This window comes from Companilactobacillus nodensis DSM 19682 = JCM 14932 = NBRC 107160 (assembly GCF_000615905.1).
GTDB lineage: Bacteria > Bacillota > Bacilli > Lactobacillales > Lactobacillaceae > Companilactobacillus > Companilactobacillus nodensis.
Map to the genome: position 1 here is coordinate 30197 of NZ_BAMN01000009.1, position 15241 is coordinate 45437.

Sequence of the window (15241 nt, forward strand, 5' to 3'; positions counted from 1 at the left end):
TAGGATATAAGGGTGGCTTTTTGTGTTGATTATATGACTTTAAGTGATATACTAAATTTATAAATATTAAGTAGAAAGAAAAAAATAAAAATCATGACTGAAGACTTAAAAAATATTATTGGAAAAAATATCAAAAAGTATCGTGAATTGCATAATGAAACAACATCTGAACTTGCTGAATCTATCGGAGTTGCTCAAAGTGCTGTTAGCAATTGGGAAAATGGAAATAAGATGCCTAGAGCTGGCTCGATTGAAAAGTTGGCCGAACACTGGAATATCTTAAAAAGCCAAATACTAACATCTAGTAATGAACCTCAAGACTCTACCCCCGAATTACGTGCAATTCAACGTGGAGCTCGTCAATTATCTAAATCCGATCAAGAAAAATTAATTAAGATGATGAAAATTACATTTGATAAATTAGACAATAATAATTTCGATGAGGATGACAGTGATGACGACTTATAGAGATGCAAACTATGCTCTTGCCCAAAAATCTGCATATGATCTCTTGGAAACTTTAGGAATAAGCAATTTACCTATTTCAGTTAAAAAAGTTATTAGAGTATTTCCCAATTTGCATTTACAAAGATATGACCAATATGCAAAAAGCTTGCAATGTTCTGAGCAAGAAGTTGCTAAATTATTACAAAGCGATGATGGAGCATTATGGTATAACGCTGATGACAATGATTATATTATTTTCTATAATGCAAAAATTGATTCCAAAGAAAGAATTCGATTTACACTAGCCCATGAATTAGGACACTATATTCTCAGACATAATGAAGAATCTAACGAAACAATCGTTTCTAGATATTTGCTTCCAGAAGGAAAATATCGAATCTATGAGCGAGAAGCAAATTACTTTGCAAAACGATTTTTGGCCCCAATCCCAGTAATAGATGGCTTTCTTTCGTATAATAATTCTAGAATTGATCAGTTTGATATCGAGTCAATATTCAATGTCAGTTTTTCAGTAAGTGGTCATATCATTGACGATTTAAATAGACGTAAGCAATATGGCTTACATGGAGTCAAAACAAAATTAACAAATCAGTTTGATCTTTTAAATTTCGGATTAGCAAAAACGACTACGTGTAAAACATGCAATTATTTACTTCTTAAAGATACTGTCATTTGTCCAATATGTGGGACTAAACAAAATCCCCAATATATTAATTACTTATTTTTGAGCAAAAGTTGGAGGAATAACTTAATGAATTATAAAAAACCTTGCAGACTCGATAAAGGTGGAAAAGCAATTATTTGTCCCGTGTGTGGCAATGAAGAAATTACGAATGGTCCAATATGTCCAATATGTGGAACTTATTTGATTAATAAATGTTCTGGTTGCTCTGTAACTTCAGAATTTGATGATATCGACGATATTAAATATGCGTGTTTAGAGTCTCCAAATGGATGCAATATGCTTCTTCCAAGTAATGCTAGATACTGTACTCAATGTGGTTGTATGTCTACCTTTTACTTACAAGATGTTTTGTCAGATTATACTGAGGAGTTTAATTCGGAATCAGATTCAAAACTAAAGGCTATTTAGTACATCCTTTCTGATATACTTATACTGATTAAATATATATTTATGGGGGAAATTATGGACACATCTAATGAAATTTTTGTTAAGCATCCAGGTAAAACAATTATTAATTATGACAATGAGAAAGTTGTTATTACTAGAAAAGGAACTTTAAACTTTATGACCCAAGGGATTAAAGGTTCTAAGACTATTCCAATCAAATCAATAACATCCATTCAATTAAAGAAGCCTGGTATGACTAATGGCTACATTCAATTCGGTGTATTAGGTGGTAATGAATCTAATCAAGGTGTTTTGAATGCTACGCAGGATGAAAATACTGTTATGTTTTCTAAGAAATACTATAATGAAATGACCTCTTTAAAAGAAAATATTGAGAAAATCATGTTTGAAAATAATAATAAAAAATCTAATTCTTCGGAATCAGTAGCAGATGAACTCTTAAAATTAAAGCAGCTACTAGATTCTGATGTTTTAAGCCAAGAAGAATTTGATCAACAAAAAGAAAAATTGTTAAGTAACTAAAAAAAATAAACTAAGTCTCAAGTAGGCTTATTTATTTTTCAAAAATTTAAGGAGGTGATGCCTGTTTACTCTCATAATTTGCGCTCCCACGCTTGAAATGAGGAGTAATAATATGGCAACAATAACAAAATATACATTAAAAAATGGCAAATCAATGTGGAGATGTATTTATCCTAGTAGCATTGATCCATTAACAAATAAAGTAAAAAGAACCACAAAACGCGGCTTTAAAACTAAAGCGGAATGTCAAAAATTTCTAAATGCAAAATTATCTGAAATTGATAACCATGGATATTCTAACGACTCTGATCTTACTTATAAAAGAGTATATGAATATTTTCTTGAGTCCTATAAAAATACAGTCAAAGAGAGCACGCTAAATCGTGTTGAGGGGCTTTTTAAACACCACATCTTGCCTTCACTGGGAAGTTTCAAGATAAAAAAAATAACCACTCCTATGTGCCAGGAAGTGGTTAATAAGTGGTCTAATGAACTATCATCATTCAAAATGGTTAAATACTATGCGAATCTTGTATTTAAAGAAGCCATTAGATTAAAGATTATCTATGATAACCCTATGAGCTTAATTGTAATGCCAAAGAAAAAACAGCAAGTGGTTAATAAACCAGCTAATTTTTGGACTAAGGAAGAAACAGCTATGTTCTTTGACCAACTATATAAAACTTATTTCGACCATAATCAAAAAGCCATAGCAATGTTCAGACTTTTATTTTTTTCCGGAATGAGAAAAGGTGAACTCTTAGCATTGCAGATCAACGATATTGATTTTGATAACAAGACATTGACCATCAATAAAACTGTAAGTCGTGGAATAGATAATAAACCTATTATTTCTACACCTAAAACTAAAACGTCTGTTAGAACTATCGGTCTTGATAGTCAAACTTGTTTAGTTTTAAAAAAGTGGCTTAAAGAATTGAGAAAAGAAATGTTTGTCCTTGGTTATAATATTGATAGCTCAAACGATCAATTATTGTTCCCTAACACACACAACGAACTATTGAGCTTAACTAAAATCAATAAATGGTTACAGGTCATAATAAATACATACAATAAAAATCATGACGAAAAGTTAAAACGTATTAACATTCACGGAATCAGACATACAGCATGTTCCCTCATGCTTGAATCTGGTTCAAGTATCAAAGCTGTTCAACTTCAACTTGGACACTCTGATACATCCCAAATCATGAAAGTTTATTGGCACATATCTAATAAAACACAAATGAATACTGTTAACAACCTCGCAAAGTTTGTGAATTTTTAAAGTGTGTCACGAGTGTGTCACGAGCATATTTTAACAGGCTGTAGCCCTTGTACCTATTGCTATTAAGGCATTTTGACCATTGAGGGTATCTTCCTCGTAGTTCGCTTATAAAATAACTTTTCCCTCAAATCATAATGGTTTGAGGGATTTTTTTGTAAAGAAATAGCTATCAAATTACTTGATAGCTATTTTCTTAGTTCAATGTTTTTTAATTTAGGTGCAAGTTCATTGAATAACGTTCTTATTTCCTTGGGAGTGTTGTTTTTGAAAGTAATGACCTGAAAAAGATCATCATGGGGAAATTCAGTAGTATCGATCCAAGGCAATATCCTATTTGTAAATATTTGAATTTCTTCAGGTGCTTTTGCCATTATATCCATAAGATAGTATCTCCTTAATAAGTTTTATAAGATTCTTATCTAAAATTTTTGCTTCATCAACCTCAACTTCAGCGACTAGCTCATTAATAGAATTACTAAATAAAATTCCATTATAGGCGTCTAAACTTACATTCAACAAAAATGAGGGGTCAATACAATTCTGATTTTTTACATAATTTACCAAAGATGCATCAATCACCATCTTAGCTTCTTCAACGTTATTATACTTGCCCAAACTATTATTGTATAGATTTTTAGCAGCGTCCCAATGTCTCTTGTGTACCAACTCATGAATCAATATTCCTTTAAAATTCCTAGCTGCAAAGTAATCATCATTTAACATCTTTTCTACTTTTCCATATGAATCTAAATTATCATTGATAAAAATAATGTCAGATATCCGATCGTATGCTGAAAAACTATCCGTTGGCATTTCAAAGTCTCTAACAATTACTATTATAGGTATTTCATATTTATCAATACTCCGCAAAGTGATATTTAACATTTTAAGGATATTCCTGGAACGTTGATTATTTTTTTGCACCCAAATATTGTAATTTGTATTCACAGTCTTGTGCGCTCTAATTATTAATTTATCCAGCTTGAATACTCTAGACCTAGACATCATTTCAAATTCCACGTAATTTACTATCTCCTCAAATAATCACTCTTATAACAAATTACGCAAAAAAATAACGATCCATCTCAATAGATGAATCGCTATTCTTAATATTCAACTGTGGCGCTTGGACTCTCAGCGCTTAATTTTTGAATCTTACCATCAATCTTAAAGTAGCCATCAGTTAATTCTTTTAACTTCTTAATAGCTTCGTCAGCACGTTTTGCTTGAGTTGCATTGATTGATTCAATAACCATTACGGCGTTCTTAGTATCTTCAGTCAACATAGTTCTTTGTGCCTCCCGCCAGTTCAAACAACGGCAAATGGCACCAGTATTATCATAATAAATTATTTCACCCTCTAGAGCTGGTGAATCCTCGTCAGCACCAAGTGGTTTGAAGGACTCTCCACCTTTGGCCATACCTAAATGTAAATCTCCGTCCATTTTCTCCAAGTCTTCTCCACCACAAGGTACAGCAAACTCCAAAGAAATACTATTATAAATATCAACTAATGGATTGATCGGTGAGAATTCTTTTCCTTGGTCAACACGTTTTAACAATGCTTCGATTGATGAACGTGCACCTTTTTTAGTCTTAAATTTACGTAATGCTTCACGCCATTCGTCAACTACCGGATTCAACCTGAATGTATCATTTTGCAAAAATTCATGTGATTCTTTTGAAGCATCCTTTAGCAATCCTGCGAAATAAGGATCATCTTTCTCATCTACCGTATTGTCAATTTTGTTCAAAGTTAAAATATTGATTTGTCCATCTGGAAATAAATCCCAAAATTCTTTGTCTATAATTACTTGTTTCTCCAAAATAAATCCTCCAAAAATTTAATAGTTTCTTTTATGTCCAGCTTTCACGTATTCCCAATCTCCAGCAATATTCGATTCTACCTTTTGTAATAACTCACCTAGCTGTTTCTGTTCTGACTCTGACAATCCTTTTAGAGCAATTGAATTAGAGTATTCGTTCTCCCTAATAATAAAGGGATATACATTCTTTCCCTTATTGGTTGGAAAAATCAGCCTTATTTTTTTATTAGTCACATCGCTTCGTCGTTCGATCATGCCATTTCTTTCTAGCTTCTGAACCGCACGAGCTGCTGTGGTCTTGTCTACCTTAATTAAGTTAGCCAATTGCTCCAAGATAATTCCCGGATTCTCGCATATCCTCACTAAATACAAATACTGTCCTCGAGTCAGATCAACCTCTTTAAACTCAATATTGCTAATAGAATCTAACGATCTAGCGATTATACCAATTGGTCTCAAGATATCACCCAACGATTCACCCTCCATCTATTTACAAAATGAATATACTTATTCTAATTTATTTTTGTTGCAAATGCAACATGATTATAAAAATAAAAGTGTGAATCTCTTTTCACACTCTAATTTAACTCCATATTCAAAACGTAATCAGTTTGAGGTTTATCACCCATATGAAAAATATGCGAGCTAACCTTTTTGAATCCCATACTAGTATAGAAGCTTAACGCACGGTCATTGTGCTCCCACACTCCAAGACAGATGCTGGTTCTTTTTTTATCACGTGCTTCTTGAACTGCTTTATCGAACAATATTTTCCCGAATCCATGACGATAATATTCCTTCAAGACATAGATTCTCTGAAGTTCCATATTCCCTTCTTCAGCATCATACCCCAATGTATTCATACCAAAATTAAGTTTTAAGTAAGCCACAGGCTTGCCATCAAACATCAAAAAATAGAATTCTGAGTTCGATTCTCGTAGTTCACTTCCTAATACTTCGTCATTATATGATCTTTCCAAGTATTCCTTAATATGTTCATCAGTATTATATGGTCCAAACGTTTCAGCAAATGTCTGGCGACTAATCTCTTGCAAAGACTTCAAGTCTTCAATTGTGCATCGATGTATCTTCATATCTTCCATAACTACGCCTACCATTTAATTAATAACTAAATCTTAGCAGAAAAGTTATGAAATCGTCTAGAAAAAAAAGAAGCCATCAGCATTCACTGATAGCTTCGAGTAAATTTGTGTTTAACAGACTTTCAATTAGGCTTCTTGAAGTTTGCCAACAGCTTCTTCGATTGTCTTACCGTTAGCAAAAACATTTGTATTGTTTTTTTCATAAACGGTAAACAATTGAGTATCGGTATTTAAAGTTACTTGATATTTCATCTTGCTTACCTCCTTAATAGTTATTAGTACTTAATATTAACCGTTTTCATAAATTTGTCAAATAATTTAAGTCATTTTCCGTAAAACGGTTACAAAAATATTAATATATTTTATTTTAGGCACGTCTAAGCAAGCACTACAACGTTTTGAAAACAAATGTAACCTCATTATAAAATGATTTAATCTAAATGATTATTTTCATTCTGTTTATATTTTGTATTTCGACTGTGTCCATGCATTAAATCTCGAACAACATCCTTACCTGGATGCACCAGATGATGAGTGTCTCTGAATTCAATACTCAGTTCAGTATGTGATCTAAGATCCGCTAGTACCTGCTGATAGACTTCCTTATTATGTGACATTTCTAACAGGTCATAGCTGTGAATCAGCCTCTCACCGGACTTCTGAGCTTGCAAAAAGAATCCATAACAATGGAACAAATGATTATCAACGATCAGTAAATGATAGCGCCAATGGTACTTACGCAAAAAATATTTATCAAAGTTTTCAATTAGCTTTTTAGATTCTTTTAACAAAATATCACTACCTTATGCTCGATGTCCTCCAACCAATGAAGAACGACTGATCGCTGTTCCAGCCTTTGTTTTACTGTATCCACGTACAATTGACTTGTATCCATATTTACTTCTGATTTGATCAATTGTATGTTCAAGCTTTAAATTAGCTTCATGTCGTTTCTCGTCCTCAAATAAAGACATCTGAAAGTTATTCATCTTGCTGATACGATTGACTCTGACACTCAAATTACGCAGTGGTTCACCCTGCCACCTTTTCTCAAATAAATATTTAACAGCTCTAATAAAATCGTCTGTTGAATTGGTTGAATCAATTTTGGTTTGGGCACTCCATCCTCGCTGCCCCTTCTCATTTGATTCTGAAAAACCAACTTGAATACCAACAACTTCACCCAAGACTTTGTGTTCTCTGAGCCTTGTTGCTACTTGATCAGATATTTCAAATAGGACTGTCTCTATATCATCCCTATTAGCGTAATCACGCATCAAAACCTGGCCATTACCGTAACCTTTGTTTTCAGCTCTGGGAACATATCTTTTTGCTAAGTCAGAATAATCTATTCCCCAGCTGTGAAAGTACAGTGCATCACCTAATACTCCAAATTTTTGTTTAAGCTTCTTTCTATCCGCATGTGCTAGATCATAAATCGAATGAATCCCAATTCGTTCCAACTTCTCAGCTGTCTTAGTTCCAATTGACCAAAAATCAGTTAAATTATTTATCTTCCAAACAGTATTTGGAACATCTTCATAACTCCAATACGCTCGCCACGGTGCTTCTTTTTTTGCATCATTATCTAATGCTAATTTTGCCATTAATGGATTGGGACCAATACCGATAGTTGTAACAATCCCCGTTTCATTAAAAATCTTATTCTGAATCTTTGCGGCGATTTCCTCATTACTACCGAACAAACTGTGACTCTTAGTTACATCACAAAAGGCTTCATCAATACTATAAATAAAGCAATGCGCATCATCCGTAAACTGACGAACTATCTTATTGATTCGGTAATTGAGTTCAATATAATCGTGCATATGTGGCGAAACCAGCTCAATATCCATCTCCGGACGTATCTCATACTTCCGTGTTCCCAGCTTAACGCCATAATCCTTCTTCGTATCAGGGGAAGCTGCCAAAATCAAGCCGCCATCGGACTCTTCACGAGATAACACCGCAATCTTAGACGCTAAAGGATATTCACCACGCCTGATTGCTTCAGTACTGGCAAAGAATGATTTGCAATCAATACACATGATATCTCGAACTGGCAACCGGCTTGGATCATCAAACGGTGTAATCATTCATTCCACCACTTAATGTTTTGTTCCAATTTCACATAGCGAATATCTTCGACAAAAACCGACTTGACGCTACCATCATCTAAATACAAATAAACTTGGTCATTTTCGAATCCCGCAACTATACCGTGAATTTCGGGTACATAATTGTTATCCTTCAAAATATCTAATTGAATAACAATTGACTTAGAGTAATCCAATGATGATTGAAGGCTCTCATTAATAGCCATATCGTCCATTTCATCCTCAACTTGACGAGGTTGTTCTGATGTACGAACACTATCCAAAAATGCACTGTGATCGGATAACAGCCACCCCATCCACTTCATCATACCGCGGTCGTTATACAACCACTTCTCACGAGGAACGATCCGCTCCATATGAATCACCGTCCTTTATTTTTATTATACGAACATATGTTCTATTTTTCAAGATGTTTTTCTGCCACTCTGGATATTTGTTATACTTGCCTTAAAGACAGTGGAAAAGGGGCAAGCACTATGAAACTAGATATTAACTTGATCAATGGTGACTCTATCACAATTACTGATGATACTTATATTGCAGCATGGAAGTCTTCCTCATCACGTTTTAGTGACGACGGGGATAATTATTATTTGGAAAATATCTTTGAAGGTAATTTTGAGGATGGCAAAGTTACTGATGAAGATGAAATAATAAAAATTGAAGGATTGATTGGTGCTGCCGATTGGTTCACGATTGGCAAAGATAGCAACAAGACGTACAAATCGACTGCTGTTCTTAGTATCAGCAGAGACTAAAAAAAACGGGTATCTCAGATTAAACTGAGGTACCCGTTTTCTATATGTTTTTTGACACGCTCTACTTAAACGCGTTTACAAAAGACAACATCCTCCGCTTAGCTACAGATAATAAAGGATGCACAATTCACATCAATTATTATCTTATGCTAATGCTCAGATATTCCCGTCTTTTGACACGCTCTACTTAACCTTCTGTGTCGCCCACTTGGCTGAATACTGATTACCAGCGGTAATGTCATACTGAATGATCTTGTAATCATGCAATATTTCTTTTTGCTTAGCTGTTAATTTATCAGCCTTGATCTTCTTGCTATTATCAGTAATAAAGACTTGTGAACCATTGAAGGCATTTGATCCATTATCAGCGGTATTAGTCGTTGCAGCTGGTAATTCTTCAGTAACCTTGGTCATCATAGCGTAGTATGGACTGACCTTGATTCCTGCCTGCTTCATTGCTAGAGCCGCGAACTCATATGGCGAGATAACTTATACTGCACTCTGCTTAGTACGATCACGAATGTACTTATTGTTATAAATAAAGTAATCTGTCTGATGTAATTGAATACCATACTCATCCATTGAATCATTATCAAACAATGCCGCCAAATGATCTCCGTACCAGACCAAAGTTATTGGTTTATTGATTTTATCTAATTTAGCAAGGAAAGTCTTCGTTGCTTTATCAGTATAATTCAAACCTTGTGAGTAATACTCTACTCGTGGTTTGTAAACTTCGGGTGCGGCAGTCCCATCAATTGTATAATCATGCTTCTGATAATAATCATTAAACGGCATGTGATTTTGCATCGTTGATAATTGAATAAATTGTGTTTTATTTGTCGATTTATCAATGACATCCAACGTATCCTTGTAGGCTGATTCGTCACTAATATAAGGATTGTCGTCAATTTTGTCGGTATACTTCAGCTTATCTTTGCTTCCGACATAATAGAACTTCTGGAATCCAAACTTTTTGAAGACATTCTTACGATTATAGAGTGATGCCACATAAGGATGAACTGCAACTTTTTCATCAAATAAATTGGTGATATTCGGTGCAATATTCTGGTTATCAACTAGCTGAGTGTACGGAGTTGGTAGCGTTGGAGACAAACTACTTAAGTCCAACCCAGTCAATGATTCCCATTCAATGTTGGCAGTCCCGCCACCATAACCAGTCGACATCATCAAACCTGATGTCGTATTTTTTTTAATGTTTCGAATATTTGGCATTGGATCTGACGAAATCGTTTGATTAGGTACACGTGCAGGATCACTAAAACTCTCACTTAAGTTAAAAATAAATGTTTGATCCTTAGCCCATGAACTACGAGTTTGGTTAATCTTATCAGCATCGTTATCATACTTCTTCATAACACGATCAACCTCAGCCTTACTGTATCCTTCCGGCTTATTCATAACTTTTGTATCGACGTTATTGATAAATTGCACGATTGGTCCATTGATCTGTGCACCTAACTCTTGGTTATAAAAATAACGATTAATATTAGACATATTAAAAACAGTAAACGGAACTGAACCCTCATGATTAACGAAGAATGCTCCGGACAAGAAAACTGCTAATAGCACTGTTGAAGCAACTCTTCCCTGCCATCTCATCCTCAAAGTAGATTGCTGTTTGAATCTATGTTGCAAGAAAACAGCAATAACTATTAAAACAAATATCAAAGCAAAACCAATTATCAAGATGATCGGATCGACCATCCCCAAGATATCTTTCATACCACCTAGCATCTGCAAGTCAGATGGCAAAACTGGTTCGTTACGCAACGGTATCTTCAAATAATTAGCAATTCCCAATGCTAATTCAATAATCAAGGTTATTGCGAATGAATACCAAAAACGCTTGGTTATGACATAAATCAATAGTAAGAACGCCATAACAATAACGGTATTTAAAATAATTGCTGCCTGACGATTGAACGGAATAAACAGTATCGCTGGCTGCCAAGTAGAAACTCCAACTTTGATCTTAACTGGTGAAACAGAGAACATCTGAATCATCGTAACAATATAGAAGAACAAAGCTGAATAAAAGATTTTTTTACGTGCTGCGACCCACTTGCCAATGCCACGTAACTTAGCCATAAACTCATCAAAACTGCTAAATGACAATATCTTAGCAAGCTTCTTAAACCATGGAATCATTGATATAAGAACTAGAATGACCGCCATTGCGACCGATGCCACAAAAATAATTATCCCACTCTTAGTTAACTCAACTAACCACTGCTTAGTTGATGTAATCGTGAAACCTGTCAAATACTTTTCGATCAAAGTAATATTTGGTTCCCAATTAATAACCACCTGTGTTGAGATAAACAATGCTGCTACAACATTAGCTGAAGCTTTTATCCGTTTTGAAATAGCAATTCCAAATACAAAAATGCTCAACGTTAAATACATGGCAAAAACAGAATTAGGAACATTGAAACGTGTCATTGTCTCAACATTCTCACGAATCATATAAGATATTTGTTCCATTAAATATGTCATGCCAAAGTAGATAGCTGCACTGACGATCAAATGGGCAAACTTAAAGTGAATCTTGGACATCCAGTCAAATCGTTTAATGACGTATCCTAAAAGCATCAAATACAATAACCAGACCGGATTATTACCAGATGCAAAGAACCATAGATCTTTACTAAAAATTGTCGGCATAACTACAAATAGGATCGTAGTAACTGTTAATATCCTTCTAACAACAATATTTTTTTGTTTATTCAAATACTCAAACAGATACGGTGCTAACAACATAATTAAGACGATTGAGGCACCATACGCAAAAATATTAGAACTAATTGGAAACAATATTCCCCAGAAATTACGCCAGACCAGACCCACCGAACGTGTGACCAAGAACACATTAAACGCCAAAATTGAAATAATATAGTACAGAATGTACCTACCTATTCCACTGGTAAACCTGCCTTTTCTAAATGAGGATTCATAATATCCTAAATAAAGCGGTACTAAATTAAATCCTAAAATAGAAACTGAAACCAACAGCTGATATGCCAAGTAGCGTAATTCATTGCTACTGTAATCTGGCATTGTACTTGATGCCATAATTCTGTTAAGCATCATTAAAACTGCCGCAACTAAAACAATTAAAAGATTAAACTTTTTAGACTTTTTCACAATCAAAATAAAACCTTCTCAACAAAATATAATTTTTCCAAAATAAAAATTCACATGAAATTATATCATATAAAAAATATTAAAATCGCTGATACAAAAAAAGAGACACAACTTTAACATTGTGCCTCCACGTACCTTTGCTCTCTGGGGGAAAGCAGTAATCAGAATTTTGATTACGCCAAATATTAACATCTGAATCCCCGTCAAGTCCAGAAACAAGCACTCATATTGACAACTTGTCTCATAGTTATTAATACAATGGCATGTAAGTGTCACGTTCCCATTGTGAAACTGTTTGTTGATAACGAGCCCACTCTTCATTCTTAGCTGCAAAGAAGCTGTTTGTTAGTCCTTTGCCAAGTGATTCTTGAACGAACTCATCCTTACGTAATGCTTTAAGTGAATTGTGTAATGTTGAAGGTAGATCAACGATTCCTTCTTCACGACGTTTGTCTTCTGACATTTCATAAATATTTTCTTTTACTTCTGGCATCAAGTCATAGTTGTTCTTAATTCCATCAAGACCAGCATCAAGGATACATGCGATAGCCAAGTATGGATTTGTTGTAGGATCAACACTACGCATCTCAAAACGTTTTGACTTGCCTTTTGCAGCAGGTACACGGATAAGCGGTGATCTATTCTTACTTGACCAAGCAATATATGTTGGTGCTTCGAATCCTGGAACTAGACGTTTATATGAGTTAACTGTTGGGTTATTGATGGCTGTCAAAGCACGGGCATGAGTCAAGATACCACTCATGAATTGTTTGGCAACATCTGACAACATGTCGTTTGAATCACCAAAAATATTTTCATCACCATTGAATAGTGACATGTTGATGTGCATACCTGAACCATTGATTCCTTGCAATGGCTTTGGCATAAATGTAGCATACATACCATTTTCTTTGGCAATAGTCTTAACTACTAATTTGAAAGTTTGGATACTGTCGGCTGCTGAAAGTGCGTTTTCGTACTTGAAATCAATTTCTTGTTGACCAGGTGCTACTTCATGGTGACTAGCTTCAACTTCAAAGCCCATCTTTTCGAGCTTCAAAACGATATCCTTACGAACATTTTCACCTAAATCAACTGGTGAAAAGTCGAAGTAACTACCATCATCATTCAATTGAAGAGTTGGTTGACCCTTATCATCTGTATTGAATAAGAAGAATTCAGGTTCTGGTCCGATATTGAAGTTTGTATATCCCATACCGTGCATCTTTTTAACGATACGTTGTAAATTGACACGAGGATCTCCAGCAAATGGTTCACCATTTGTTGTATAAATATCACAGATCAAACGTGCAACTTTTCCATGTTCTGATCCCCATGGGAAGACCAACCATGTTGAAAGGTCTGGGTGCAATAGCATGTCACTTTCTTCAATACGTGTGAATCCATCGATAGATGAACCATCGAATGTAATCTTGTTAGCAAGCACCTTATCGATTTGGGATACTGGTACTTCAACGTTCTTGATGATTCCGTTGATATCTGTAAACATCAAGCAAATAAACTCGACGTTTTCATCAACTGTCATCTTTTTAATATCTTCAGCAGAATACTTATGCACAATAACCACTCCTATTTTGTATATACCATTTTTTGACGAGTTATTAACCAGCGCCATTCTCATGGTGTTTTTTAATAATAGAACGATAATACCAATTCCATTTGTTGCTGTCAAATCATTTATGGAACAATATAAATAAATTTAATTCACCTATAAATTGTACTAGAAAACACCCCCTGAAATAAAGGGGTATCACAGATTTTTTAATTGACATTTAGTACTTTACCAGTTAAGTTATATATGCGAACGAAATACAATATAAAAATAATTATTGTTCGTATTTTGGAGTGAATAAAAATATGCAAGTTTTTGATTATGAAGATATCCAACTAATTCCGAATAAATGTATTGTGGACAGCAGATCAGAATGTGATACAAGCATCAAATTTGGTCCACGTACTTTCAAAATTCCCGTGGTCCCTGCTAATATGCAAACAATTATTGATGAAAATTTGGCTGAAAAATTAGCAGCCAATGACTATTTTTATGTCATGCATCGTTTCCAACCTGAAAAACGAATCAATTTTATTAAAGATATGCAATCTAAAGGTCTATATACTTCTATCAGTGTCGGTATTAAGGATGAAGAATTCGACTTCATTAATACTTTAAAACATGAAGGATTAACACCAGACTATATTACGATCGACGTTGCTCACGGTCACAGTGATCGTGTAATCCAAATGATTAAGTGTGTTAAATCATACTTACCTGGATCATTCTTGATTGCTGGTAACGTTGGTACACCTGAAGGTGTCCGTGAATTGGAGAATGCTGGTGCCGATGCTACAAAAGTTGGTATTGGACCTGGTAAAGCCTGTATTACTAAACTAAAAACCGGCTTCGGTACTGGTGGCTGGCAATTAGCCGCGATCAGACTATGTGCTAAAGCCGCAAGTAAACCAATTATTGCCGATGGTGGAATCAGAAATGACGGTGACATAGCCAAATCTATCCGCTTCGGAGCAAGCATGGTAATGATCGGCTTACTATTCGCTGGACACACTGAATCACCTGGTGAACTAGTTGAAAAAGATGGTAAAGAGTACAAAGAATACTTTGGTTCTGCATCTCAATTCCAAAAGGGTGTTTACAAGAACGTCGAAGGTAAGAAAATGTTGGCGCCATACAAAGGACCTATCAGTGGTACTTTGAACGAAATGAAGGAGGATCTTCAATCAGCTATTTCATACGCTGGTGGTAGAACTCTGGATTCACTTAGAAAAGTTGACTATGTCATTGTTAAGAATTCTATTTATAACGGTGATTAATATAGAAGGTTCTGGATAATTCAATTTGTCTGGAGCCTTTTTTGTTGT

General features: G+C 34.7%; 18 protein-coding genes. 6 read left to right on the plus strand and 12 right to left on the minus strand.

What is annotated here, in order from left to right; all coding sequences use genetic code 11:
• Positions 1 to 93 precede the first annotated feature (93 nt).
• The 4 genes from JCM14932_RS15960 (at position 94) to JCM14932_RS07930 (ending at position 3371) form a co-directional block, all read left to right on the plus strand.
• Positions 94 to 468, plus strand: a complete 375-nt coding sequence (locus JCM14932_RS15960; RefSeq protein WP_010019226.1) for a helix-turn-helix domain-containing protein — start codon at positions 94 to 96, stop codon at positions 466 to 468.
• A complete protein-coding gene (locus tag JCM14932_RS07920; protein WP_025024404.1) occupies positions 455 to 1561 on the plus strand; it encodes an ImmA/IrrE family metallo-endopeptidase in 1107 nt (368 codons plus the stop codon). The genes JCM14932_RS15960 and JCM14932_RS07920 overlap by 14 nt, the downstream gene beginning before the upstream one ends.
• A 54-nt stretch (positions 1562 to 1615) precedes the next feature.
• On the plus strand, positions 1616 to 2083 hold the full coding sequence (locus JCM14932_RS07925) for a DUF4429 domain-containing protein (RefSeq protein ID WP_034542871.1): 468 nt from the start codon (positions 1616 to 1618) through the stop codon (positions 2081 to 2083).
• A 112-nt stretch (positions 2084 to 2195) separates the two neighbouring features.
• Positions 2196 to 3371 carry a site-specific integrase gene (locus JCM14932_RS07930; protein ID WP_025024406.1) on the plus strand — a complete coding sequence of 392 codons (1176 nt, stop codon included), beginning with the start codon at positions 2196 to 2198 and terminating at the stop codon, positions 3369 to 3371.
• 185 nt (positions 3372 to 3556) lie between these two features.
• On the opposite strand, the gene JCM14932_RS07935 is transcribed toward JCM14932_RS07930, so the two are convergent.
• The 9 genes from JCM14932_RS07935 to JCM14932_RS07975 form a co-directional block, all read right to left on the minus strand.
• A complete protein-coding gene (locus tag JCM14932_RS07935; RefSeq protein ID WP_025024407.1) occupies positions 3557 to 3751 on the minus strand; it encodes a hypothetical protein in 195 nt (64 codons plus the stop codon).
• The gene (locus JCM14932_RS07940) at positions 3726 to 4391 is read right to left on the minus strand and encodes a hypothetical protein (protein ID WP_025024408.1); all 666 of its coding nucleotides are present in this window, start codon (positions 4389 to 4391) and stop codon (positions 3726 to 3728) included. Before JCM14932_RS07940 ends, JCM14932_RS07935 begins: the two co-directional genes overlap by 26 nt.
• 86 nt (positions 4392 to 4477) lie before the next feature.
• On the minus strand, positions 4478 to 5197 hold the full coding sequence (locus JCM14932_RS07945) for a B3/B4 domain-containing protein (protein ID WP_025024409.1): 720 nt from the start codon (positions 5195 to 5197) through the stop codon (positions 4478 to 4480).
• An 18-nt stretch (positions 5198 to 5215) separates the two neighbouring features.
• Entirely contained in the window at positions 5216 to 5668 is a 453-nt protein-coding gene (locus JCM14932_RS07950) for a MarR family winged helix-turn-helix transcriptional regulator (RefSeq protein WP_025024410.1), read from the minus strand.
• A gap of 107 nt (positions 5669 to 5775) precedes the next feature.
• Positions 5776 to 6300 carry a GNAT family N-acetyltransferase gene (locus JCM14932_RS07955; RefSeq protein WP_025024411.1) on the minus strand — a complete coding sequence of 175 codons (525 nt, stop codon included), beginning with the start codon at positions 6298 to 6300 and terminating at the stop codon, positions 5776 to 5778.
• 126 nt (positions 6301 to 6426) lie between these two features.
• Entirely contained in the window at positions 6427 to 6552 is a 126-nt protein-coding gene (locus JCM14932_RS17440) for a hypothetical protein (protein WP_263853651.1), read from the minus strand.
• 179 nt (positions 6553 to 6731) lie between these two features.
• A complete protein-coding gene (locus tag JCM14932_RS07965; protein WP_025024412.1) occupies positions 6732 to 7091 on the minus strand; it encodes a hypothetical protein in 360 nt (119 codons plus the stop codon).
• 12 nt (positions 7092 to 7103) lie between these two features.
• A complete protein-coding gene (locus JCM14932_RS07970) occupies positions 7104 to 8396 on the minus strand; it encodes a Y-family DNA polymerase (protein WP_025024413.1) in 1293 nt (430 codons plus the stop codon).
• A complete protein-coding gene (locus JCM14932_RS07975) occupies positions 8393 to 8773 on the minus strand; it encodes a hypothetical protein (protein ID WP_025024414.1) in 381 nt (126 codons plus the stop codon). Before JCM14932_RS07975 ends, JCM14932_RS07970 begins: the two co-directional genes overlap by 4 nt.
• Before the next feature lie 120 nt (positions 8774 to 8893).
• Between JCM14932_RS07975 and JCM14932_RS07980 the strand changes: the two genes are divergently transcribed.
• Positions 8894 to 9175, plus strand: coding sequence for a hypothetical protein (locus JCM14932_RS07980; protein WP_025024415.1), 282 nt, complete (start codon positions 8894 to 8896; stop codon positions 9173 to 9175).
• Between the two features lie 183 nt (positions 9176 to 9358).
• Here the strand turns inward: JCM14932_RS07980 and JCM14932_RS17150 are convergent, their stop codons facing one another.
• From JCM14932_RS17150 to glnA, 3 genes are all read right to left on the minus strand, one after another.
• Positions 9359 to 9631: a hypothetical protein gene (locus JCM14932_RS17150; RefSeq protein ID WP_051528095.1), complete on the minus strand. Its 273-nt coding sequence runs from the start codon at positions 9629 to 9631 to the stop codon at positions 9359 to 9361.
• 33 nt (positions 9632 to 9664) lie between these two features.
• On the minus strand, positions 9665 to 12343 hold the full coding sequence (locus JCM14932_RS17155) for an LTA synthase family protein (RefSeq protein WP_235700564.1): 2679 nt from the start codon (positions 12341 to 12343) through the stop codon (positions 9665 to 9667).
• 250 nt (positions 12344 to 12593) lie between these two features.
• Complete coding sequence (gene glnA, locus JCM14932_RS07990) at positions 12594 to 13922, minus strand: type I glutamate--ammonia ligase (protein WP_025024416.1); 1329 nt, start codon at positions 13920 to 13922, stop codon at positions 12594 to 12596.
• 299 nt (positions 13923 to 14221) lie between these two features.
• Between glnA and JCM14932_RS07995 the strand changes: the two genes are divergently transcribed.
• Positions 14222 to 15193, plus strand: coding sequence for a GMP reductase (locus tag JCM14932_RS07995; protein WP_025024417.1), 972 nt, complete (start codon positions 14222 to 14224; stop codon positions 15191 to 15193).
• The last annotated feature ends 48 nt before the right edge of the window (positions 15194 to 15241 follow it).

Bases quoted from the DNA above. Each gene is read 5' to 3' on its own strand.
- JCM14932_RS07930 (WP_025024406.1), top strand. From the start codon at position 2,196: ATGGCAACAATAACAAAATATACATTAAAAAATGGCAAATCAATGTGG.
- JCM14932_RS07925 (WP_034542871.1), top strand. From the start codon at position 1,616: ATGGACACATCTAATGAAATTTTTGTTAAGCATCCAGGTAAAACAATT.
- JCM14932_RS07955 (WP_025024411.1), bottom strand. From the start codon at position 6,300: ATGGAAGATATGAAGATACATCGATGCACAATTGAAGACTTGAAGTCT.
- JCM14932_RS07970 (WP_025024413.1), bottom strand. From the start codon at position 8,396: ATGATTACACCGTTTGATGATCCAAGCCGGTTGCCAGTTCGAGATATC.
- JCM14932_RS17440 (WP_263853651.1), bottom strand. From the start codon at position 6,552: ATGAAATATCAAGTAACTTTAAATACCGATACTCAATTGTTTACCGTT.
- JCM14932_RS15960 (WP_010019226.1), top strand. From the start codon at position 94: ATGACTGAAGACTTAAAAAATATTATTGGAAAAAATATCAAAAAGTAT.
- JCM14932_RS07935 (WP_025024407.1), bottom strand. From the start codon at position 3,751: ATGGATATAATGGCAAAAGCACCTGAAGAAATTCAAATATTTACAAAT.
- JCM14932_RS07980 (WP_025024415.1), top strand. From the start codon at position 8,894: ATGAAACTAGATATTAACTTGATCAATGGTGACTCTATCACAATTACT.
- JCM14932_RS17150 (WP_051528095.1), bottom strand. From the start codon at position 9,631: ATGAAGCAGGCAGGAATCAAGGTCAGTCCATACTACGCTATGATGACC.
- JCM14932_RS07995 (WP_025024417.1), top strand. From the start codon at position 14,222: ATGCAAGTTTTTGATTATGAAGATATCCAACTAATTCCGAATAAATGT.
- JCM14932_RS07975 (WP_025024414.1), bottom strand. From the start codon at position 8,773: ATGGAGCGGATCGTTCCTCGTGAGAAGTGGTTGTATAACGACCGCGGT.
- JCM14932_RS07920 (WP_025024404.1), top strand. From the start codon at position 455: ATGACGACTTATAGAGATGCAAACTATGCTCTTGCCCAAAAATCTGCA.